Source organism: Agrobacterium sp. ST15.16.024 (assembly GCF_027956545.1).
In the GTDB taxonomy this organism is placed as follows: Bacteria; Pseudomonadota; Alphaproteobacteria; order Rhizobiales; family Rhizobiaceae; genus Agrobacterium; species Agrobacterium cucumeris.
The window spans coordinates 1-23,048 of record NZ_JAQKGO010000017.1 but is presented as its reverse complement, the minus strand read 5'-3'; the positions used below and the strand labels follow the sequence as shown (position 1 = coordinate 23,048).

General features: G+C 57.9%; 20 protein-coding genes and 2 pseudogenes. 12 read left to right on the top strand and 10 right to left on the bottom strand.

The window, feature by feature from the left end:
- Positions 1–795, top strand: coding sequence for an inositol monophosphatase family protein (locus PL640_RS24665; RefSeq protein WP_271363799.1), 795 nt, complete (start codon positions 1–3; stop codon positions 793–795).
- Between the two features lie 132 nt (positions 796–927).
- Here the strand turns inward: PL640_RS24665 and PL640_RS25850 are convergent.
- Positions 928–1,367: pseudogene (locus tag PL640_RS25850) on the bottom strand (DDE-type integrase/transposase/recombinase); the annotation flags it as partial.
- Between the two features lie 602 nt (positions 1,368–1,969).
- On the opposite strand from PL640_RS25850, the gene PL640_RS24655 reads away from it, so the two are divergent.
- Positions 1,970–2,266, top strand: coding sequence for a hypothetical protein (locus tag PL640_RS24655; RefSeq protein ID WP_271363797.1), 297 nt, complete (start codon positions 1,970–1,972; stop codon positions 2,264–2,266).
- 203 nt (positions 2,267–2,469) lie between these two features.
- Here the strand turns inward: PL640_RS24655 and PL640_RS24650 are convergent, their stop codons facing one another.
- Entirely contained in the window at positions 2,470–3,027 is a 558-nt protein-coding gene (locus tag PL640_RS24650) for a TetR/AcrR family transcriptional regulator (protein ID WP_271363796.1), read from the bottom strand.
- 347 nt (positions 3,028–3,374) lie between these two features.
- Here PL640_RS24650 and PL640_RS24645 point away from each other — a divergent pair, with 347 nt between their 5' ends.
- The 8 genes from PL640_RS24645 (at position 3,375) to PL640_RS24610 (ending at position 13,652) form a co-directional block, all read left to right on the top strand.
- A complete protein-coding gene (locus PL640_RS24645) occupies positions 3,375–4,325 on the top strand; it encodes a PrsW family intramembrane metalloprotease (protein ID WP_271363795.1) in 951 nt (316 codons plus the stop codon).
- 461 nt (positions 4,326–4,786) lie between these two features.
- Positions 4,787–5,917, top strand: a complete 1,131-nt coding sequence (locus PL640_RS24640; protein WP_271363794.1) for a PrsW family intramembrane metalloprotease — start codon at positions 4,787–4,789, stop codon at positions 5,915–5,917.
- Positions 5,918–6,819: 902 nt separating this feature from the next.
- Positions 6,820–7,863 (top strand): LacI family DNA-binding transcriptional regulator, encoded by a 1,044-nt coding sequence (locus PL640_RS24635; protein WP_271363793.1) that lies wholly within the window; start codon positions 6,820–6,822, stop codon positions 7,861–7,863.
- A gap of 16 nt (positions 7,864–7,879) precedes the next feature.
- Entirely contained in the window at positions 7,880–9,490 is a 1,611-nt protein-coding gene (locus PL640_RS24630; protein ID WP_271363792.1) for an FAD-dependent oxidoreductase, read from the top strand.
- Positions 9,491–9,519: 29 nt separating this feature from the next.
- Positions 9,520–10,779, top strand: a complete 1,260-nt coding sequence (locus tag PL640_RS24625) for an ABC transporter substrate-binding protein (protein WP_271363791.1) — start codon at positions 9,520–9,522, stop codon at positions 10,777–10,779.
- 55 nt (positions 10,780–10,834) lie between these two features.
- A complete protein-coding gene (locus PL640_RS24620; protein ID WP_271363790.1) occupies positions 10,835–11,761 on the top strand; it encodes a carbohydrate ABC transporter permease in 927 nt (308 codons plus the stop codon).
- A complete protein-coding gene (locus tag PL640_RS24615) occupies positions 11,751–12,593 on the top strand; it encodes a carbohydrate ABC transporter permease (protein WP_080813145.1) in 843 nt (280 codons plus the stop codon). The genes PL640_RS24620 and PL640_RS24615 overlap by 11 nt, the downstream gene beginning before the upstream one ends.
- 15 nt (positions 12,594–12,608) lie before the next feature.
- On the top strand, positions 12,609–13,652 hold the full coding sequence (locus PL640_RS24610; RefSeq protein ID WP_271363788.1) for an ABC transporter ATP-binding protein: 1,044 nt from the start codon (positions 12,609–12,611) through the stop codon (positions 13,650–13,652).
- A gap of 348 nt (positions 13,653–14,000) precedes the next feature.
- Here the strand turns inward: PL640_RS24610 and PL640_RS24605 are convergent, their stop codons facing one another.
- A complete protein-coding gene (locus tag PL640_RS24605; RefSeq protein ID WP_271363787.1) occupies positions 14,001–15,314 on the bottom strand; it encodes a sigma-54-dependent transcriptional regulator in 1,314 nt (437 codons plus the stop codon).
- The gene (locus tag PL640_RS24600; RefSeq protein WP_271363786.1) at positions 15,311–17,062 is read right to left on the bottom strand and encodes a sensor histidine kinase; all 1,752 of its coding nucleotides are present in this window, start codon (positions 17,060–17,062) and stop codon (positions 15,311–15,313) included. The genes PL640_RS24605 and PL640_RS24600 overlap by 4 nt, the downstream gene beginning before the upstream one ends.
- A 445-nt stretch (positions 17,063–17,507) precedes the next feature.
- Here PL640_RS24600 and PL640_RS24595 point away from each other — a divergent pair, with 445 nt between their 5' ends.
- A complete protein-coding gene (locus PL640_RS24595) occupies positions 17,508–18,764 on the top strand; it encodes an MFS transporter (protein WP_269703556.1) in 1,257 nt (418 codons plus the stop codon).
- 156 nt (positions 18,765–18,920) lie between these two features.
- Here the strand turns inward: PL640_RS24595 and PL640_RS24590 are convergent, their stop codons facing one another.
- Both PL640_RS24590 and PL640_RS24585 read right to left on the bottom strand, forming a co-directional pair.
- Entirely contained in the window at positions 18,921–19,625 is a 705-nt protein-coding gene (locus PL640_RS24590; protein WP_271363785.1) for an anti-sigma factor, read from the bottom strand.
- On the bottom strand, positions 19,622–20,167 hold the full coding sequence (locus tag PL640_RS24585) for a sigma-70 family RNA polymerase sigma factor (RefSeq protein ID WP_271363809.1): 546 nt from the start codon (positions 20,165–20,167) through the stop codon (positions 19,622–19,624). The genes PL640_RS24590 and PL640_RS24585 overlap by 4 nt, the downstream gene beginning before the upstream one ends.
- A 203-nt stretch (positions 20,168–20,370) precedes the next feature.
- On the opposite strand from PL640_RS24585, the gene PL640_RS24580 reads away from it, so the two are divergent.
- The gene (locus tag PL640_RS24580) at positions 20,371–21,159 is read left to right on the top strand and encodes a DUF4394 domain-containing protein (RefSeq protein ID WP_271363784.1); all 789 of its coding nucleotides are present in this window, start codon (positions 20,371–20,373) and stop codon (positions 21,157–21,159) included.
- A 134-nt stretch (positions 21,160–21,293) separates the two neighbouring features.
- On the opposite strand, the pseudogene PL640_RS24575 reads toward PL640_RS24580, so the two are convergent.
- The 4 genes and pseudogenes from PL640_RS24575 to PL640_RS24560 all read right to left on the bottom strand — a co-directional run.
- Positions 21,294–21,395 (bottom strand): annotated as a pseudogene (locus PL640_RS24575) (fasciclin domain-containing protein); the annotation flags it as partial.
- Positions 21,396–21,432: 37 nt separating this feature from the next.
- The gene (locus PL640_RS24570; RefSeq protein ID WP_271363783.1) at positions 21,433–21,849 is read right to left on the bottom strand and encodes a DoxX family protein; all 417 of its coding nucleotides are present in this window, start codon (positions 21,847–21,849) and stop codon (positions 21,433–21,435) included.
- Positions 21,833–22,840, bottom strand: coding sequence for an alpha/beta fold hydrolase (locus PL640_RS24565; protein ID WP_442867055.1), 1,008 nt, complete (start codon positions 22,838–22,840; stop codon positions 21,833–21,835). Before PL640_RS24565 ends, PL640_RS24570 begins: the two co-directional genes overlap by 17 nt.
- Before the next feature lie 3 nt (positions 22,841–22,843).
- Positions 22,844–23,048: hypothetical protein (locus tag PL640_RS24560; protein WP_271363810.1), on the bottom strand; the 205-nt coding region annotated here is incomplete at its 5' end.

The window sequence follows — 23,048 nt, the reverse complement described above, 5'->3', positions numbered from 1 at the left end:
ATGGCGGACCAGTCGCTTGACGAACTGATGCAGATCGCGTCGTCCGCGGCCCTTGTTGGAGGTGCCGAATTGAAGAAGCATTTTGGCGCTGTCTCGGGCGATAGTGTTCAGCGAAAGGCGTTGGGAGATTATGCATCCCAAGCAGATCTTCGCGCCGAGGAGGCGATTGCCACCGTTCTGGCGACAGTGGGCGAGGGCTATGGCTTCGTCGGTGAAGAAACCGGTGCACGTAAGGCGGACGCGCAACGTCGCTGGGTGGTGGACCCCCTCGACGGGACGAGCAACTTCATCTGGGGGATCCCCTATTTTGCCGTCAGCATCGCCCTCTGCGACGACGAAGGCGAGCTGCTGGGTGTCGTCCTGGACCCATTGCGTGGCGAGATGTTCACCGCAATTCGCGGCTTGGGTGCCCGGCTGAACGGCGAGAAACTGGCTCCGTTAGAAGAAAAGCGGCCAGAGGAATCTATCATCTCTCTATCCATGCCGATCCACGGACAGTTGAAGGCAATCGACCGCGGCACCTTCTTCCAGGCCCTGGATTCCATCACTAACGAGACAGCAGGCGTCAGGAGACTTGGCTCGGCAGCACTTGATCTCGCCTATGTCGGGGCCGGAAGGCTCGACGGCTACTTCGAAGATGGTCTCAGCCATTACGATTACGCCGCTGGCAAACTTATCGCTCAGGAAGCGGGAGCTCTCGTTACCTCGCTCACGGGCGACATTCCAGCAGATGGCGGCTCACTGCTGGCTGGAACCTCTTCCCTGCATCAATGGCTCAGAACCAAGTTTCAATAGAAGTCATATCCGTTGCCGGAGGAGCTATCGACGAGCGCGGGCTCTGTTGCAAATTTCGACTTTGGCCAGAATGACCGTTAACCGGGGCGTCGGTTACCTTACAACCTCACGGTTTTCGAGACCCTGAGCGAGACCCATGATCTTCTCGCATTTTCGGGCTCGCCGGTGGAGTTTTCAATTCGGTTGTTCAGCCCCTTGTGCCGCCGATGATCGGCATCTGGATGCGATGGTCTGGATCGGCGCCACGTAGCTGCCCAGTTTGTCCGTCATACAACGCGCGGCTGACCAAGCTGCCTGACCAGTCTGGAGAAGAAGCGCCTGGCAGCCCTGCTGTTGCGGCGCGCCAGAGCCAGAATCTTGCCGCCAATCGGGATGACGGCCTCATCCATGTGCCACTTGTCGTCCGGTTTTGGACGGTCGCTGCGGATGCAGTTCGTGAAATGACGCCCAAAGCGGTTGATCCAGAGCCGACAGTCTCCCGGCTGACGATGCCCCGCGCTCGGCAAGCAGACCCTCCATATCGGCAGTGCTCGGGGCAAAGCGGTGGCAGGCCCAGACTGCATAGGGACGATCTCACGCGGGAAGCGAACCCCCCTTCAGCCGGAGTAATGAGCCAAGCATCTTCACGCCGGACCGATAATCCAAATGACCGGCTCAAACAACTTGGCGATGCCGACCAGTCTGCCACTTCCGAGGAGACTGGGACATATCGTCAGCGATTACCTCATGGCTGCAATCGTTGATCCACTTTTAAATGCCAACTGCCGGCGCATCGAAGCCTGTAGCGGGTGTCAACACCGCTGACTGAGCAATATGCAATCGGGATGCCGTCCTGCCGATATGCAGCCCCAACGTAGGTTGACCAAGGGAAAAAAAGATAATAGACCATATTGGTCGGCATAAGTCCGATTTGGTCTGCTCTTTTGATAGGTAGCCTTAGAGGTGAAAGCGCGAATTGTCCCTCGGAAAGTTACAGTTGCACAAATATGCACCTCCCACTTTGGCGTGACGAAATTCCCGCAATCACCGTCAATCCGACAAACATTCCTCGAGCGGCGTTGCTGCGAGTGCCCATTGTCGCGCCACTACGCTCGAAGACACGCGCGTGCAGTCACGCCTTGGCAGGCGACCTAAACAGTTCAGACCAACAATCACAACCTGATGAGAAACTGAAATGGACATTTTGGAAATGAAGAAGATCACTCGAACGACCATATCTTTCAGTATGCTCGCCGTGACCTTTTCGCTTAGCGGATGCATGTCGCCCGAAGAGCAGCGCCGGGCAGATAGCAACACATGCGCCGATTTTGGTACGAGATATGGTTCCCCGACTTATACTCAATGCATGCTGCAGCAACAGCATCGCCGCGATCAGGAACAGCTTATAGCTGCTGAAAGCATGCGCGCCACGTCTGAAACTTCCCTGAACAATCTTGAAATGATGAGGAGGTTACGCGAGGGCAAGAGGTGACACCTCGAAACGAGGTGATTGAGGCTCTCGGTGAAATATGTCGTGACAATCTCGATGTGTGAGCTCCAAACGGAGGATCTCAGCCAAAAATAAATGAGCCCCGGGTCTTGTACGATTGTGGCCAGAGATCGCGCTGACCCGGGTTGCCAATAAGGTTTCTATTCTCCCGCAGGACATCAGGCCAGTCGCGATAGCGCGTCGGACTAGCGTCTGCCGTGGCCGAGCGCATCCATCGCGGCGGCAATAATGAGAGGGCGCCATTCTTTGGTAAGCTTGGAGCCAACTGCCAAGCTTGCGGTCACGCCAAGGCCAGAAAAAGCGCTGGTAACGCGGACCAGTCTGTCCATATCCAGATTGGCCAAGTCTATCCCAATGGCTTCGTACATTACAAAACCTATCTCTCGCATCGCCTGATCCTCCGGGTCCGGGTCGAGGGCCATTCGGTTTGAAAGCGCCGAGATGCCGGGTCTGGAGAAAGTGAAATCGACTGACGCCTCCACGACGGCCTTGTCGCGTTCGAACCCAACCGGATATTCCCGCACACCGTTGCGAACTTCGTTTACATGCTCGCGCAACGCTCCAATGACCGCGTCGTATATCAGCTGCTTGCTCGGAAAATGGTGCAGCAATCCGGTCTTCGAATAACTGACAGCATCTGCAATTTGTTGGATCGAGGTATGTGCAAACCCATGCCTGGCAAACAAACCTGCAGCACAGTCGATTATGTAAGCTTCGATATCGGCCTTTGTCGGTCTCAACATGATTGGAACTGATTATCCTTGATATTTAAGCTACCTGGCGCGTCGTCTGCGGGTCTCACAAGCTATACGAAGACCGGTATCATCTGTCTTTTCCATTTCAATCAAAGGTCGCTGGTCTGGGCCACAGCATCCCAACTGAACTCTATCGAGGAGTTCAGGAACGATCCTCATACCCCGGCTGCTAAACGTCACGGGCAACAATAATAGGTACGGGAAGGCGTCGCAACCGAAGCGCAGATTATTTCCGGTTGACTGACCTTATTTTGCCCAATAGACCATAATGGTCTTTTATGGATCATTATGGTCTATTGGGCAAAATAAATGTCCCGAGTTTCGGAAGTCCAACAATGAGAAAAAACTATCCCGTCACGCTTTGCTGGCCGCTTCTAGCGATGCTTGCTTGGCTTACAGCTATGGCTTGGGTATGGACCAAAATTGGAACTGTCGGCGTGGCATGGGGATTTCCGCTGTCCGCTAGCGTCTCGTTTCTGGTGGCAAAAACCTTCAGCTGGCTCGGCCGATGGGTTGAGGGGAGGCCAACGCTGTCACTTTCAGCATTTGCCTGGGGCGCCTCAGTGGCAGGCCTTTGCTCCATTTGGTCACAAGAAGCTTTGCAGGCTGTTTTAGATGCACATGCCAGCGCTGAGTTTGCAAACTGGTTCCGGCCCCTGATCATTACGCCCCTGACCGAAGAACTGTCTAAAGGGCTCTTTCTATTATGGATGCTGAGATATCGCCGCCAGCAGATTTCCGACCTTCTTCAAGGGATCGTGTATGGCGGTCTAATCGGTGCAGGGTTCGCATTCAGCGAACAGGTCATGTACTTCGGCCAAATGATCATCGGCTACATGGCGAGCGACCCGGCTGATGCTCCCGGCTTGAGGCTTGCAATGAGTTTCGTGCTGCGAGGCGTGATGGTCCCCTTCATGCACCCATTCTTGGTGGCTTTTATCGGCCTGGGTATTGCAGTCGCCGCCGGAAGTCGCATCCGTACACGGCAAACAGCCGCTATTCTCATTGGATTTCTCCTTGCAATCTCTTTGCATGGAGTTTGGGACTGGGCTGCCTTGTCTGGACGCGATCCTTTTCTAATTTTCAAGATATATGCGACCGTCATGTGCCCACTCTTTATCGCGATGGCAATCACAGCGCTCGTCCTTCGCCACCGCCGGAAAAAAGCTGTCCGCAATGGCCAATGGACCGCATTATGGAAAACATATGACGAAACACGACATCGCCCTGCTGGCTGCAGCCTAGGTCAACATTGGCAGGAAGACAGCGATTCGGTTTCACATTAACGACGGCATGAATTACCTGTTCGATACAGGCACGTGCAAATCCCTGCCTGACAAACAGCCTGCATCGCGGACGACCCGGCAGTATTCGCCTTTGGTCCTTGCCCCTCCCAGCGTGATCGGAACCGATTGCCGTTTGTGAACGACGTCATATGGCGTCAACGTATGGTGTTCCAGGCCGAACGGAAACCGGTTCCATTTTTCTCCGATTCTCGATCGCAGATTAGCGCTTTTATCCACGTCGCCCATCAGGAACACCATTGCCGGATTTTGGAAAAAAGCGACTCGACAACCTGCAAAATGCACGACCTCCGCATGAAACGACACGAGGTGACTTAGCAATCGATGCGAGGCCCATTTTTGGTTGACCGGCCCCAAGCAAATACAATAGACCATAATGGTCCTACAACGACCATTATGGTCTATTGAACCATTTCTCTTCAGACTGCTTGGATGTGCAAACAATGAAAAAAAATTATTATGTGGCCCTGTTCTGGCCGCTCCTTGCAATGCTCGCGTGGCTGGCAGTTATGGCACGGGTTTGGATGAACATCGGGACTGCCGGCGTGGCATGGGGCTTGCCGCTTTCCGCTATCGTCTCGCTTCTAGTGGCAAGCACTTTCTGCTGGCTCGGCCAGTGGGTTGAGGGCCGGCCAGGGCTGCTGCTCTCGGCGTTTGCCTGGGGCGCGTCTTTGGCAGCCCTTTGCTCCATTTGGTCACAAGAGGGACTACAGGCAATTTTAGAAGGATATGCGAGTGCCGAGTTTACGAACTCGTTTTTCTCGCTGGCCAACACGCCCATCGCGGCCCTTTCTAAAGGGCTCTTTGTAATATGGGTGCTAAAGTATAACCGCTCCCAGATTCGCGGACCTCTTGACGGGATCATCTACGGCGGACTGACTGGTGCAGGATACGCATTCATTGATCAAGTCATGTACTTCGGCCTCATTGCCATCCGGTACGTCGCAAACGATGCCACTGACGCCATAGGCTTTCAACTTTCAATGAGCTTCATTCAGCGAGGTATGTTGATCCCCTTCCTTCACCCGTTCTTGGGGGCTTTAGTCGGACTGGGTCTCGCAGTCGCAACTGCGAGCAGCAGCCGCCTACGGCAAGCAGCCGCCGTTCTCGTTGCAATTGCTTCATGCGCGGTCTGGGAATGGGATGTTTTGGCCGACGAACACTTCATCCTGGATTATGAAATTTACGCGGCCGTCATGTATGTGTCGTTCATAGCATTGGCAATCACGGCGCTTATTCTCCGCCGCCACCAGGCTAAAGCCGTTCTTTGCGGGACAATGAGCCCGGTTCTTGAAAAGCATATGGCAAAACACGACATCGCCCTGCTCCGAAGCCTGAGGAAGCGACGCCGTTGGCGCGAAGAAGCGAAACTTCGCGCAGGTCGGACGGCCGCCCGCCTGACACGTAGATATCAAGCTGAGGCCAGCGCTCTGGCAATTATGATCGCTCACGCATCAAAAACAGGCGACTATGAAGGGCTCGCTGATCAGGCGGACGTAGTCGATAGGTCTCGACATCAGATGGAAGAGGCGTTCGCGTCCTCCGGCCGTATAAGCAAATACATCGCTCGGTAAATTATTGAGCACTCCTCCTTCTGACTTCCGACAGAGTGCGCCATTCCTCAACGTAACAATCCTGGCGTCGGACATTCGCATCGCGACCAGCGATTTGAAGTCGGCCTGCTGATTGGTCAAAGTCTGTCGTCTGAATCACCCCACAAAGGCCCTTGGATATCCATCGGCCTCCAATCTCCCCACCTGAACCCTCAAAGAGATAACAATGCGAACTCTATACTGCTATGCGTTGCTTGCCGCACTTCTTACAATTCTCCCTACGCAAGTCCGCGCGTCCAGCGGCGACGCGTGGGATGAGTTTTACGCGCGCGTGACCAATGAATGTGTCCACGCGAGCGGTATACGAAACTCACGCCCCTCGACAATTATTTCCTTCGACGACCGTTTCGGATTTGTTGCGATGCTCGTATCGGATCGAACGCGTGGATCGAACACTTCCAAACTCTGCCTCTACGACAGACGAACTAAGAGAACCTTCATCGAGGATGCGGACGTTTGGTCAGCGCCTCCTCAACCCCGCTGATATAAGCGATCCACGCCCCCCGATTTCAAAATCGATGCGCACGCGACTCTGCAGCTACGGCTGGTATCGGGTCGAGCCGTCCTCCGAGCGGAGCAAGCGGCTACCGTAGAAGGCGAAACAATTATACGCGCAGCGTTGCGCACCAGAGCCGGGACTTATCATGCGCATCGAAACGCCGGATCTTTCTTATATCCTCGGTAGCCTCTGCTGGCAGCACCAAGTCTATGGCTGAAAAATGTCTGATGGCTCCCCGCAAATGGCACGCTTCGCTCCGACACGTCATCACGGAACGCCGCACTCTTGACATCCTCTCGCAAACCCTGTTTATACGTATCAGCAGCTAATACGCATTAGCATGTAGACTGAAGATGAGGTTCCGATGGTTAGGCGGGTGACGCAACGTGATATTGCGATCTTCGCGGGCGTCAGTCAGGCAACGGTTTCGCTCGTGCTGAACGAAGCGAAATCCGCTGAAGGTCGCATTCCGCCTGAGACGCGCGAGCGCGTGCTGAAGGCCATTCGCGACACCGGTTATGTGGCAGATCCCATCGCGCGCAGCATGGTCAAGGGCGCCAACCGGATTCTGGGTGTTTTTACCTATCAGCCGGCTTTCCCGATTGCGCAGGCGGATTTCTACACACCTTTCTTGATGGGAATAGAGGAGGAAGCGGAGAGGTTGGGCTACGACCTTCTGCTGATGACGGCTGCGGCGCGTGACGATAATGGCCGCAAGCGCATCTTCGGGGAAACAGGTCGGCTTCGACTGGCCGACGGATGCCTCATTCTGGGCAGCCAGTTCGACCGCGATGAGTTGGCCCAGCTGGTTGCCGGTGACTATCCTTACGTCGCAGTCGGTCGTCGTGACGATGCCGGCGGGCCCGTGCGTTATGTTGGCGCGGATTATGTGACGGCCACTCATGCACTTGTCCGAGAAGCACTTGCCGCTGGCCATCGCCGCTTCGCCTTTATCGGCGCGACGGGTCCGGCGGAATCCATCAGCGATCGCTGGCGTGGTTTTCTCGCCGCAATCAAGGGCGCGGCGGAGCTGGTCTATTCCCACGAAAGTGAAAATGGCGATCCGGCCGAGCAGCTGGCCGCTGTTCGCGCCAGCGGAGCAAGCGTCGTTTTTTTTGCCGAGGTGGCCGAAGCGGTGGTCTTCGACAATCATGCCCGTGCCCAGGGGGTGAGTGTCCCCGCCGATCTTTCCATCGTGGTGCTGGGCAGCGGCACCCGCACGCATACGCTTCGGTTGCAACGCGTCTTCACCTCCTATGCCATCCCCCGCGAAGAAATGGGCAGGCAGGCGACTTCCATGCTGGTCGAGACCCTCACCAGCCCCCCCGGCCCCGTAAAGCAGATATTGCTGGGCTGCGACATCGTGGCGGGCGAAACGCTCGCCTCCCCAACTCAAGGCCCAACTTAAGGAAAGAGAACCTGACGTGAGAGAATACAATGCAGATATTCTTGTGGTTGGCGGCGGACTTGGCGGCGTGGCGGCGGCGCTTGGGGCCCTGCGCAACGGCCGCAGCGTTATCCTGACCGAAGCATTCGAATGGATTGGCGGCCAGCTGACCAGCCAAGCCGTACCGCCCGACGAGCACAGCTGGGTTGAACAGTTCGGGATTACCGCCAGCTATCGCGCCCTGCGCACGGGTGTGCGGCAATATTACCGCGACCACTATCCGCTCACCGACACCGCCCGCGCCGATCTGACGCTCAACCCCGGAGACGGCAACGTATCTCGCCTGTGCCATGAACCACGCGTTTCGCTGGCAGTGATGGAAGCAATGCTTGCGCCTTACACGGCGGGCGGCAAGCTGACCATCCTCAAACCCTATGGGCCGATATCAGCGGAGGTCGACGGTGATACCGTGCAGGCCGTGACGCTGCGCCATTGCAATACCGGTGATCTCGTTTCCTGTTCGGCCCGCTATATCATCGACGCTACCGAACTGGGCGATCTGCTGCCACTGACCGCAACCGACTATGTCACTGGTTTCGAAGCCCAGTCCGAAACCGGTGAACCGAGCGCGCCGGCCGAGGCGCAACCGCATAATCAGCAGGCCGTCTCGATCTGCTTCGCCGTCGATCAGGTTGACGGCAATCATGTCATCGACAAGCCCGCCCGGTATGACCACTGGCGTCAGGTTGCCCCCGAATTCTGGGGCGGCCCGCTATTGAGCTGGGACTCGCCCAATCCGCGGACACTGGAGCGCAGCCGCCGGTTCTTCGATCCCAACCCGGTCGACAACGCAACACGCGACGTTGCCGACCAGCGCCACAGCGCCGGCGATATGAGCCTGTGGATATTCCGCCGCATTGCAGCCCGCCATACATTTCGGCCCGGCGCCTATGCCAGCGATATCTGCCTCGTGAACTGGCCGATGATCGATTATTTCGAGGCACCGATCATCGACGTTACCCCCGAACAATATGCCGAGCGGCTGGCCGATGCGGCTAGTCTGTCCTATTCCATGTTCTACTGGATGCAGACCGAGGCGCCCCGCCCGGATGGCGGTCAGGGCTTTCCGGGCCTGCGCCTGCGCGGCGACATTACCGGCACGGAGCATGGCCTGGCCATGGCGCCCTATATCCGTGAAAGCCGTCGCATTCGTGCTCTGACCACGGTGGTCGAACAGGATCTGTCGCTTGCCGTGCGCGGCGATCGCGGCGCGGTGCACTACCCTGATAGTATCGGTATCGGTATGTACCGCATCGACCTGCACCCCTCGACGGGCGGCGATAACTATATCGATGTCGGCGCCTGCCCTTTCGAAATTCCACTCGGTGCTCTTATTCCCCGCCACAAAACGAACCTGCTGGCGGCATCCAAGAATATCGGCACGACGCATATCACCAATGGTTGTTACAGGCTGCATCCGGTCGAATGGAACATCGGCGAAGTGGCCGGCATGCTGGCCGCGTACTGCCTTGACAGGGGCGAGACCCCGCATGGCGTGCATGCCGATGAAAAGCGGCTGGCGGAGTTTCACACCCACATCGAACGCCAAGGGGTGGAGCGCCATTGGCCTGATATTCGCGGCTACTAGCCAAAACGTATAATCTGGGAGGATTATTCATGCGCAGGAGTATAGTCAAAATTGCATTGACCGGTTTTCTGGTCACATCCGGGCTGGTTTCGCCAGCTTTGTCGCAGGAATTACGGATGGCCATCTGGAGCGCAAACGAAGCCCATCTCGCCCTCTTCAACGAGATCGCCGATGAGTTCGAAGCCAGCCATCCCGACGTCAAGATCACCTACGATTCGCTTGCCTACGAAGGTTATGCCACCACCCTGACCACCCAGATCGCCGGCGGCAACCCTCCCGATCTGGCCTGGCTTTTCGACACGACCGCGCCTGACTTCATGGCGGCCGGGGCGCTTTATCCCCTCACCGAAACTTTTGCCAATACCGAAGGTTACGACATGGGCGACTTCCCCCCGGCAACACTCACCGCCTGGTCGTATGAAGGGGTACAATATCTCTATCCCTTCTCGACATCGCCCTTCGGCGTTTTCGTCAACAACGACATGATCCGGGCTGCAGGCGCAAAGACGCCCGCCGAGATGATCGCTGCCGGCGAATGGAACTGGGACAATGCCATTGCGACGGCGGCGAAAGTCGCGGCCACCGGCAAACAGGGATTGATCATTCGTGATTTCGAATACAAGGCCTGGGAAAACCTTGCCGAAGTCTATACCGGGTGGAATGCCTATCCCTGGTCGAAAGATACCAAGTCCTGCGCTTTTGCCAGCCCGGAGATGGTTGATGCGATGCGCTTCATCCACGATGCGATCTTCGTGAAAAAAGCCATGCCGGGCCCCGGTGTTTCCGCCGACTTTTTTGCCGGGGATGCGGCGATGACGACCACCCAGATCAGCCGCGCAGCGCTGCTGCCGAAAGGCGACAAAGGCTTCGACTGGGATCTCGTGCCCTTGCCGACAGGACCTGCAGGTGACTATGCCGTAACAGGCCGGGCAGGCATTGGCGTCATGGCCAGCGGCAAAAACCCGAAGCTTGCGGCGGAATTCCTGGCGTTTTTCTCCTCCAAGCCTAATGTGGCCAAGCTCGCGCGGTTTTTCCCGCCAGCACGGCAGAGCCTGCTCACCGCCGATGTCCTCGCGGCCGCCAACCCATTGCTGTCGCGTAAACAGATAGAGGCCGTGGTCATTCGTGGCGTCGCCACCGGTCAATCAACGCAGCAGGTCCGCAATTTTGCCCGGCTGCAACAGACCGTTCGCGCTGGCCTTGACGGTCTCTGGCGTCCCGATGCCGATGTCGCGGCTGTCCTGCAAGCGCTTTGCGGCCGTCTCGATCCGTTGCTGGCGGCCAATTGAGGCTTGGTAATCATCCGATTTTCCGTGGATGCGAAAGGCAGAAGGAAGAAAAGCCATGACGCTTGCCCTCCAGACAGCGCAGACACCGGCCCGGCGCGGTTTCTGGACCATGGCGCGCCGTGACGCCGCCACCGGTTATCTGTTCATAGCGCCGCAACTCATCGGTATCGTTGTCTTCGTGCTCGTGCCGCTGGTGCTGGTCTTCTGGTATTCACTGCATGAGTGGAACGTGCTGGCGGGGTCGTTCCGGTTCACCGGCGTCGCCAACTACCAGAAGCTGCTCGGCGACCCGGCCATAGGCGAAGTGCTGGCGGTGACCGCCGTGTTCTCCGCCGGGCTTGCCCTGCTCAATATGAGCCTGGCGCTGGGGCTTGCGTTGCTCCTGAACCAGAAGCTGGCCTTCATGACCGTGTTCCGCACGCTGTTCTTTTCGCCTGTGGTGGTGTCACTGGTCGCCTGGACAATCGTGTGGAGTTTCCTTCTGCAGAACAATGGCGGCATCAACGGCCTCCTGCAAATGATCGGCGTTGAGGGTCCCAACTGGCTGCGCCACCCAACAACCGCGATGATCTCGGTCATCGTCGTGCAAGCACTCAAGAACCTTGGTCTCAACATGATCCTGTTTCTTGCCGCACTACAGGGCGTGCCGCGGGAACTGTTCGAAGCCGCGCGCGTCGACGGTGTGCCGCGCTTCAAGCAATTTTATCGCATCACCCTGCCGATGATCAGCCCGACGATCCTGCTCGCCTCCATCGTCACCATCGTTGGCGCGTTGCAGGTCTTTGCGCAGATCATGATCCTCACGCAGGGCGGGCCGGGCTTTTCCACGACGGTTCTCGTTTATTACCTCTACCAGCAGGCCTTCCAGTTCTACCTCTTCGGTTATGGCTCGACACTCTCCATCATCCTGCTGGTCATTGTCGGCGCGCTCACCTTCATCCAATGGCACCTGCGCAGAAAGTTCGTATTCTATGAAAACTGAACTCAGCCCACGCGCGCAGACGCTGATCTATTTCATACTCTGCGTGCTGCTTGTCCCCTTCGTTTTTCCGACCTGGTGGATGGTCACGTCGTCGGTCAAACCCGTCAGCCAGATATTTGCCTTTCCGCCGGATATCTGGCCGCGCGCCTTTGATTTTTCCTCCTATTCCGACGTTTTCAGAATACAGCCCTTCGCGCTGCAATACTGGAACTCTGCCTATATCGCCGCAATCGTCACCATCGGCACCATGGCAGTGGCTTCGATGGCCGGATATGCCTTTGCGCGCATCAGGTTCCCCTTCGCCAATGCCATCTTCATGGTGGTGCTGGTGGGGTTGCTGATCCCGTCAGAAGTGACGCTGGTTCCGCTGTTCCGGATGTTTCTCAAATGGGGCATGATCAACACACACTGGCCACTGATCCTGGTGCCGATATTCGGCGCGCCGGCGGTCTTCGCCACCTTCATCATGCGTCAGTTCTTCATCTCCTTACCCGTGGAACTGGAGGAAGCCGCCCGGGTCGATGGCCTCGGCCGATTCAAGATATTCTGGACCATCGCCCTGCCGCTTGCCCGTCCGGCGCTGGCCGCCGTTGCAATCTTCACATTTCTCGGCAGCTGGAACCTCTATCTCGAACCCATCGTCTTTCTCTCCAGCCCCGATAAGTTCACCCTGCCCCAGGCATTGACACAATTTACCGACGCCTATGGCGGACCGATGTGGAACATCCAGCTTGCCGCCGCAACGATGACCGCCATCCCCGTACTCATCGTCTTCATCGTTGCGCAGAAACAATTCGTCGAAGGCCTCGCCCATACCGGGCTTAAAGGCTAATCGAAAGGCTGACCCATGGCACCCGTTACCCTTAGATCCGTCAAGAAAAGCTATGGCGCATTCGCCACCATCCATGGTGTCGATATCGATATTGCCGATGGCGAATTCGTTGTCCTCGTCGGCCCTTCGGGCTGCGGCAAATCCACTTTGCTGCGGATGATCGCAGGCCTTGAAACCGTGACCAGCGGCGATATCTCGATCAGCAGCTGTGTCGTCAACGAGATCGAACCGAAAGACCGCGACATCGCCATGGTCTTTCAGAACTACGCGCTTTATCCGCACATGAGCGTCGCCAGGAACATGGCCTTCTCGCTCGAGCATCGCGGCGGCAGCAAGACCGAGATTGCCGAGCGGGTGAGCTGGGCGGCTGACATATTGGGGCTGACGCCATTGCTCGAACGGTTCCCCCGCCAGCTTTCCGGCGGCCAACGGCAGCGTGTCGCCATGGGCCGCGCAATCGTCCGCAATCCTCAGGTTTTTCTGTTCGACGAACCGCTCAGCAATCTTGATGCCAAATTGCGCGTGGTGATGCGCGGTGAAATCAAGGGGCTGCACCAGCGTCTGGGGGTCACCACCGTTTATGTCACGCATGACCAGGTGGAAGCCATGACCATGGCCGACAAGATCGTAGTCATGAATGCCGGACGGGTGGAGCAATGCGGGGCGCCGCTCGAACTTTATGACCGGCCCGCCAATCCCTTCGTCGCCGGCTTCATCGGTTCGCCGGCGATGAATTTCATCAAGGGACAACTTACGGCCAATGGCTTCGAGGCTGACGGCGTCATTTTGCCCCTCCCGCCAGGTTCCGCCACAGGCGAAGCAATATACGGCATCCGCCCGGAACATTTCGAGCTGGTCAACCAAGGCCTCACCGCAACGGTTTTGCTGGTGGAACCAATGGGGTCGGAAACGCAGGTTACGATGATGCTCGGCAATCATCAGGTCATCGGTGTTTTTCGCGAGCGTGTACAGGCACAGCCGGGCGCGACCATCCAGATTCAGCCGGATCTGGCGTCGATCCACCTGTTCGATGCCAGGACCAGTCAACGACTAAACTAGCGGACCGCGCGCCATGACATGCCATTGCAAACCGAACCTAAAGGCGCACCGCTGCAGATCCGAGCGGCGCTCCGACGACACTTGTTGGCGCCGATCAGACCCATATGTCTTGAACAGCGTCTCACGAACCACGCCAATCATCAGATGTACTTTTTGAGCATTCATCATAACTCGAGAACGACTTCGAGTGGGGTCTCTGGTCCGGATGAAATTTTCCAGCGTCAGACCGAAGTCGACCGGTCTGCTGCCCGTACCACTTTGATCGAACCAGGAACATAAAATCAAAGCCTAGTGACCACTGAAGGTGAAGTCAGCACAAGTGCTCAGGCGCGACCACGAGTCGATGCCTCAACGCGGCTTTCTGAAGAAGGCGGGATGAATCCCCAAGCGCTGCAACCGCGCGTAAAGGCTTCGCCGGGGAAGATTCAGCGCCTCTGCGACGGCCGTTGCGTCACCGCCATGGCTTTGGAGTGCCTGGGTTAGAACGCTTGTCTCGAAAGCATCCATCTGTTCGACCAGACCCAACCTCGTCGACGCTTGGCGGTGCGGTGAGGCAAGACCAAGCGCGACCTGCGTTGCATAGTTGCGCAATTCGCGGATATTGCCCGGCCATTCATTGCTCAGGAGAAACGCTTCAATCTCCGCATCGATCTGCGGACTGGGGAGCCCATGGCGGCGCGCTGCATCCTCTAAAAACACATGGAACAGGATGGCAATGTCCCCCTGCCTTTGACGCAGTGGCGGCACACCGAGGCGCACGGTCTCGAGGTGATAAAGCAGATCCTTGCGGAAGCCTGCCTTATCATCGTCACCGGCGAGGTGTGTCCTCGTCAAGGTGGTAATGATCCTGACATCGACGGGGGTCATCCCGCCGCTTGGATTGGGCATTTCCCGACTTTCCACCACGCCTAGCATCCGCCCCTGCATCAGGGAAGACATGGTTTCCACCCCATCCAGAAACAGCGTTCCACGCTGGGCCTCGGCAATCAGCCCACGACGAAGGCGCGTGCCGAACAGTGTCTCGTCAACCATCGCATCCGAAACTGACGCGCAATCGACGCGGATGAATGGGCGCGCGCGGCGCGGGCTTCCCTGGTGCAATAGCCTGGCAATCAGCTCCTTGCCCGTCCCGGTCTCGCCTTCGACAAGCACATTGACGTCCGTCGGAGCGACCCGTTCAATCAAGTCCCGCAACTGGACCATAGCGGGCGTCTGGCCGAGCAGCGGCGATGTCAGTTCCGCCTCGAGAGCCGCCTGACGCAGCCGCCGATTGTCCACGACCAGACGGCGGGTTTCCAGCGCGCGTCGGACGGAGGCGATCAGATGGTCCGTCATGAACGGCTTTGCCACGAAATCGAAGGCGCCCCGCTTCAAGGCGGCGACTGCCATGGCGATATCGCCATGCCCTGTCATGAGGATGACCGGCAATTCGCGATCGCGAGCAAGGATTGCATCGAACAGGTCGTTGCCATCGAGGCGCGGCATGCGAAGATCGGTGACGACGACACCGGGCAGCGTGGTGGAGAGGCTGGCAAGCGCCGATTTGCCATCGTCATGCACCTCCACCTCCAAGCCGGCGATGGCGAAGCTGTCCGCCAATGCTGCACGAAAGGCGATATTGTCTTCGACGAGCAGGATCTTCTCTGGTGCATTCTGCGTCATGCCGCCCTCATGGTAACGGTAAAGGCCGCGCCCCCAAACGCCGACGCCGTGATGGTGAGAGCGCCGCCAAGATCGCTCATGATATCCTGGGCAATGCCAAGACCAAGCCCGAGGCCATTTGGCTTGCCGGTCACGAAGGGCTGAAAGACTTGCTTGCCGAGCTGCGGATCGATGCCCGGGCCGTTATCGGCAACCGTCAGGCAAATCATGTCCTCGTGATGCTCCACCGTTATCGCAATCTCCGGATCGGCGTATCCCTCCAGCGCGTCCATGGCGTTCTGCAACAGATTGACCAGAACCTGTTCGAGCGGCACTCGCTTGCCAAGTACACCTGGTTGACCACTTGGCGGCAGCGTCAAGCGAATGCCTGCCTTCCGGATCCGGTCTTCCATCAACAGCATCGCGCCCGCGATAATACCATCCAGGGGTTCTTCTCCGATTTGCCCCTCTCCCTTGCGGGAGAAACCGCGCATTTCCTGCGTCAGCGTGCCGATCCGCTCCGTCATCGCAATCATCGTGCTGAGACTGTCGCGAACCCGCTCGCTGCGACTGGCCGCAAGATGGTGAAGCGCATTTTCCGAAAGGGTGCGGATGGTCGCAACCGGCTGATTGATCTCATGCATGAGGCCAGCAGTAATGGAGCCGACAGAGGCGAGCCGATTGGCCTGTGCCAGCTCCTCTCGCGCTTCTCGGTAACGCTGATCGGCAATCGCCCGATATCCCATTTCTTCACGCAACTGCGCCGTTCGTTGAGCAACCGCCGCCTCGAGGCTGCGCCGCTCTGCAGCGCGCCGTGCAGTGCGATTGGCCTGCCACCAGACGCCTGAACCGGCGAGAAGCAGAAGCGGGAGGATGGCAAGCGCGGCAAGCGTGGCCCGCCGGTCGGCAGCGATACGCGCCGGTCGCGTGTCGAGAAGATGCAGGATGCGAAGATCCGTTCCGGCAATGGGAAGTGCGGCATAAATCATCTCCGCGCCCTGCGCCGTCTCGATCCGATCCGGTCCCGCAAAGCGATAGTGGCCGGGCTCAAGCTTTGCATCGCCATACTGGCCGATCGCATCGATCCGCTGACGAACGGCGGTGGGCAAAGGAGCAAGGGTTGTGAGAATCTGGTCCTTGTCGGGTGCCGCCAGAATGATGCCGTTGGCATCGACGATCAGCGTGCGCCCCGGATCACCGGCCCAGATGGCGGAAAGCGCGCCGAACTCATATTTGACGACGACGACACCGGACGCGGCATCGCTTTGGCCGACGCGCCGCGCCAGAAACAGGCCTGCCTGGCGGGTGAGCAGGCCCGCGCCATAGTACTCCGCCTTCCCCTCCCGCATTGCGCCGGTGAAATAGGGACGGAAGCCGAAATTCTGCCCGACGAAGCTCCTGTCGTCGCGGGCATTGGAAGCGGCGACGGCAACGCCATCGCGATTGATCAGATAGATATAGGAGGCTCCGGTCTCTCGCACGAGAGAACCGAATTTCTCGCTGAGCCGCGCTGCCGTCTCCGGATTCTTGGTCGATAGAACATCAACCAGATCGCCATATTCGCCGAGAACGATCGGCATCAGCCGAAAACGGGCAAGCTCGCTGTCGATCAACAGGCTGTGCTGGCGCACCAGCAGCTCAGCCTCCTCCGCCAGCTGCTCCGACGCCTGCCGACGCGACCAAAGGGACGCTCCACTCCAGACGAGAGCAATAACGACGAGGACGAGCAGCACCAGCACTAGGATTTGTAGGCGAGATTTCAGAGACATCTGTGCAGGATATTGCACAATCAATCGAAACGCCATGCAAAAATCAGCACAGATTTTACCTCGGACCTTTCGGATATATCAATTAAATTGATTAGATTCAGATAGTTAATTGATCATCAATCAATCCTTCACATGACATCCCACCCTGCCGCAGATTGCATGAAGAGGACGCGCCGTCGGGAGGATGGCCGAACAGCTTTAAAATCAACGGCCATGTGCTGATCAGCAAGGACGCCTTCTGCGGGACGCTCGCTGGTCACTCGGAGGGAATATCCCAGGCTCGAGCCGCGCGTCACGATCTTGGCCCTGCCTGGAAGAAGGCACCGGGCGTCTTTGTAGAACTTGACCAAGGGAGGGTCTGAGTGTGTTGATCGAGACTGGAAATACTGTCACCCACGGAGCAGCAAATCAGGCTGCCGCGCAGTCGCCAGACCGCAAGCAGCGCCTGAAATCGATTATCGGCGGTTCGACGGGCAATCTCGTCGAATGGTTCGACTGGTACGTCTATGCCGCGTTTGCGCTCTACTTCGCACCGCACTTCTTTCCCGCAGGCGATCAGACCGCACAACTTCTGAATTCCGCGGCCGTCTTCGCCGTCGGCTTCGTGATGCGCCCAGTCGGTGCATGGATCATGGGTCTTTATGCCGACCGCCATGGCCGCAAGTCCGGACTGGCGCTTTCAGTGACCCTCATGTGCCTTGGTTCGCTGATCATTGCCCTGACACCGGATTACCAGACGATCGGCGTTGCCGCACCGACGCTTCTCGTCATCGCCCGCTTGCTGCAGGGTCTCTCCGTCGGCGGCGAATATGGCGCCTCTGCCACCTATCTTTCCGAAATGGCGGGCAAGGAACGCCGCGGCTTTTTCTCCTCCTTCCAGTACGTGACCCTTATCTCGGGCCAGCTTCTGGCGATTGCCGTCCTCATCATTCTACAGAACGTCATGACCCCGGAAGATCTCAATGCCTGGGGCTGGCGCATTCCGTTCTTCGTTGGCGCGGCGCTGGCCGTCGTCGTCTTCTGGCTGCGTCGCGGTCTTGCTGAAACCGAAAGCTTCAAGAACGCCAAGGCTGAGGGCACGCCGAAGTCTGGCTTCTGGCAGCTTCTGACCAAGCATCCGAAAGAGACCGCACTTGTCATGCTCCTGACCGCAGGCGGCACCCTGGCCTTCTACGCCTACTCGATCTACATGCAGAAATTTCTGGTCAACACCTCCGGCTTCTCCCGTGAGGTCGCCAGCGAGATCAACGCCGTCACGCTCTTCGTCTTCATGCTGCTGCAGCCACTTGCAGGCGGACTGTCCGACAAGATCGGCCGCAAGCCGCTGATGGTGACATTCGGTGTATTGGGCGTGCTCTTCACCTACCCGATCTTCTCGGCTCTGGAACATGCCAAGGATCCGCTGACGGCCGGATTGCTGGTCATGGCCGCACTGGTAATCGTGACGGGCTACACCTCGATCAACGCGGTGGTCAAAGCAGAGCTCTTCCCCGCCCATATCCGCGCGCTCGGCGTTGCTCTTCCTTATGCGCTCGCCAACACGCTCTTCGGCGGTACAGCGGAGTTCGTTGCATTGCGCTTTAAGACCGCCGGTTGGGAACAGGGTTTCTACTGGTACGTCACCGCCATGATTGGCGTGTCGCTCATCGTCTACTTGTTCATGCGTGATACCAGCAAGCAGAGCGAGATCATCGAAGACTAAGGTCGAGGGGGGGGTAGCGGAACACTTACCCTAAACATGTTACCGAGCCCCCCCCGACTCACCGGACCTATCTTCGTCTCAACCATCCACGTTCATCACTCTGCGATGATGCAATCGTCTTCAACAAGCACCACACGGAGATATCTGGCGCGATTATTATCGCAGCAACTTCGCGAGGCCCTTAGCGAGGATCGGTCCGGTCGGCCGCCCGGTTGGAGATCCACCAGCGTCTTCCAGCGTGATCTCATAGAGCTGGTCCCCCCTTGGCGTCGGCATTTGCGGAACAGCCAGACGTGCCGATCGCACACCGTCGATGAGGCCAAGGGAAACTGGCCCCCTGTCTCTGGACGGCAGGGTCCAGACCTGGATCGTCTTGTCCCCGGGGATGTTGAAATCGGCCAGCATACGGATCGTCGCCTGCTCATTGCCGAAATCCTCGACGACCGCCTGCACCTCCCCAGCATCATTGATCAGAACCGCGACGACAAGCGGTTCCACCGTCCGGGTCAGGCTGTAAGCGAGACCGATCGCGAGCAGAAAGGTGGCGGCGATGGCCGAGATCGCGGCCATTCGCCAACCGTTTCTACGGTTGTCATTAGCGTTTGAGATCAGAGGCATAACAGCGGTTTGATCCTGGACCGGCAAGGCCGCTTCGATGCGCTGCCAAAGCTGCTCGGTGACGGTAGCAGGTGCCACGCTCATGTCGAGTGGCAGGAAGCGCTCGCGGCTGGCAGCAATTGCGGCGCGCAGTTCAGCATCGCGTTCCATGGCAACCTCAACCTCGTCAACATCCGCGGCCTCCATCAGGCCCAGGACATATTCATCGGCAATGGCAGGGAGATCCTTGCGATCGTAGGTCATGCCATGCACTCCCTGAGAGCTGCAAGGCCACGCCTGATCCAGGATTTGGTCGTACCGAGCGGAATGCGCAGCCTCCCGGCGATCTCGCCGTGCGAGTAGCCGCCGATATAGGCCATAAGAATGCCGCTCCGTTTGCTCTCGTCGAGTCCGCCGAGACAATCATAGAGCCGCGAACTGCGGTCCAGCCTGTGCCACGCCGCCATGACCTCATCCGCCTGCTCGCTTTCGCGCAGGGCCTCCACTTCCTCAACGGTGTGCTCACGCTTTCCGTTCCGCAGGAGATTAAGTGCCCGGTTGCGGACGATGGCATGGATCCAGCCTCGGGCGGAGCCGCGATCGGCCCTGTACTGATGCGCATGGGTCCAGATCCGGATGAAGGCGTCCTGCACCACCTCTTCGGCAAGCTCACGACGCCGGACAATGCGCTCGGCGACCGCAATCAGGCGTCCCGCCTCCCGATCAAAGATCAGGCGCAGAGCGTTGCGATCACCCTTGGCGCAGGCAACGAGTGCCGTATCGAGATCATCCGGCTTAGAGCCCATCAGCATCAATACCTTCTCCCAACACCGACGAAGAAGACTGTCGGCTTTGAAAGTTATACCCGCCGGATCGACGAATGGATGCAAGTCGAAATTATTTTTTCGCAGGCTGCATCCAAACGGCATGGCTGGCGTGTCTTGAGTTCAGGAAGCGTCGAGAGCCGAGCGCTACACGACTTCCGAACGGTTCAACACGGGAGAAAGACATGAATATCATTCGTTTCGCACTGATTGCCTCCTCTGCTTCCATCGCAGTGGCATCAACCGCATTCGCTGCCCCCGTCCTCGGCCTGACCGGCGACAGGACGCTCGTCATCTTTGATACGGAGAAACCGGCGGTGACGAAAAAGATGGACGTGACTGGCGTCGACAAGCTTGTCGGCATCGACTTCCGCCCCGGCAACAAGACGGTGATCGGCGTCACCCCGGATCATCGCATCGTCTCGATCAATCTCGAAACGGGCGCCGCCACCGACGTCGCCAAAATGGACAAGATGCTGACCATGACGCAAGCCCCTGTCGTGGTCGACTTCAACCCTATGGCCGATCGGCTGCGCTTCATGACCGGAACAACCAACCATCGTGTCCACCCGGATACTGGCGCTGTAACGGTTGACGGTGCGCTCGCCTTCGAGGAGGGCGACATGCACAAGGGCGATACCCCGAACATCGTCGCTGCTGCCTATACCAACTCCGTCGGCAAGCCTGAAAAGACCGCCATGTATAATATCGATGCCACGATCGGCGCGCTGATCCAGCAGACCAAGCCAAATGACGGCACGCTGAAAGCAATCGGCAAGCTCGGCCTTAAAGACAAGCCTGCGGCCTATGCCTTTGATATTCAGGGCATGGCGGACGGCAAGAACGTGGCCTATCTCGCCGCATCCAAGACACTCTACACGGTCAACCTCGAAACTGGAGCGGCAACCGAAGTCGGCCCGATCACAGGGCTCGACAACGAAGTGCGCGACATCGCCGTTCTGCCGAACATGTAATTCGGCAGACGTTAAACGATGAAGACTGAAAAGGCCGGCGACCTCAAATGTCGCCGGCCATTCTGGTGATGGAATGGTCCCGGACTACATCTTGCGCAGAAAACCTTGTCGATGACATGGATGACGCCGTTGGATTATTTGATGTCGGCGATCATCATATGCGCAACACCACCCATCTCGTTGGTGAGCGTGATCGTGCCCATGCTTTCCCTGGCCTTCAGGATGCATCCGCCGACGATGAAACTTTGCGAATTTCGTCAGACGATATCAAGGCTATTTTTCGCCACGCCTGAATGGCCAGACGACGATGTTTCCCGCGAAGAGCGCCAACCACACCAGGTAAGGCTGCAAAGGCAACCGGATGAGATGGTAGGACCATTGCCATGGCGAAACAGTCGCTGCACCAAGGCTGTCGATGGCATGCTTGATATTGGCCGGGAAGACGCAGATTGCATAGAACGCCAGGCCAATGCCGGCGACTTTCCGCAGCCGCGGCACCAGAAGTCCGACCGCACCGGCAATCTCACACAGACCAGTCAGGAAAATAACCGCCTCCGGCTCAGGAACCCAGGCGGGCGTGATACCGAGGAAAGGTTTGGGCAGAACGAGATGCAGAATGCCCGCGAGACCATAGAGGCTGGATAGTCCCCACTGGCACCGCCGCTGCCAGACATCAATCCTTGCCGTCACGTGCAATCCTCTGCTCGACATCCCTTTTTACGGCGTTGAGGTTCAACTTGCGGCCCGCAACCGTCTCGATCGCTGCGATTACCAGATCACTCGCGACGAAATCCGACTTGTGCCCGAGATTGTGCACGACGATCAGACGAGCACCACGAATATCGCGGGCGAGATGACGGGAGTGGACCTCAGGGGAGACGATATTATCAGTATCGCCAGTGATGATGACTGTAGGCACTTTGATTTTGCGGTAATTCACGGAAGCCGCTCTGGCCCAGTCGCTCAAAGCCGCAACCTCTCTCGCATTGTGCCGAAATGCGAGCGGCCGCAGTGCTTGCAGGGCACGTGTCTTGTCGATGTAGCCGGCAGGAACCGGGTTCGGGGCAAAGACGCCTTTCGTTGCACGATCAATCGCCAAAAGCCCGACAGGTGGCACGATAAGGGTGCTGAATAAAGTGCCTGTGACCGGGGCGCTGGCAGCTTCGTAGTACCAAGCGATCCCGCCATTCCATGGATAGACCGCCGGAGACAGGAAGACGAGGCCCGAGACCATGTCAGGATGGCGCACGGCGAAGGACGCGGCAATTGCTCCCCCGAAGGAATGGCCGACAATAATAGCGCGCTTGATGCCGCGCTTCTGCATGAGGACGGCAATGGAGTCGGCTTGACCGTCGGGCAAAATGTTCTGCTCACCACCGACGTCGGAATTGCCGTGACCCGGACGATCGACGAACAACAGCTTGGCCCGCTCCTGCAGCTTTGTCCGAAACGAGAACATCGGATCGTAAAGGCTGGCGCTGGCGCCATGAATGAAAACGATTGGTGGCAAGTCTGGATTCCGACCAGGCTCAAGCAGGACACTATTGAGCTTGAACCCACCGACATCGATACGGACTGGCTGATCGTCCCGCTTTGGCGCAGCAACCGCTTTAGAAACAATCAACGCAAAGCAGCCCATCATCAGAAGCGCAGCGATCAGGCAAAGAGTTCGATCCGGCATATCCTAGAGCTGCCTCGCGGTTCCACTGGCAAAGATCGGACCTGTCGGAAGGCCCGTGGGCATGAGTACGAATGCATTGTTTCCCGCGATGACATGCTGGATGATCTCGCCCTGGCGTCCACGGAATGTATCATAGCCGTAGATGGTCTTGAGTATCTGCAAAGGTTCGGCGGTCACGGCGTCTTTCTTCTGCGTTGGATGATTTGCG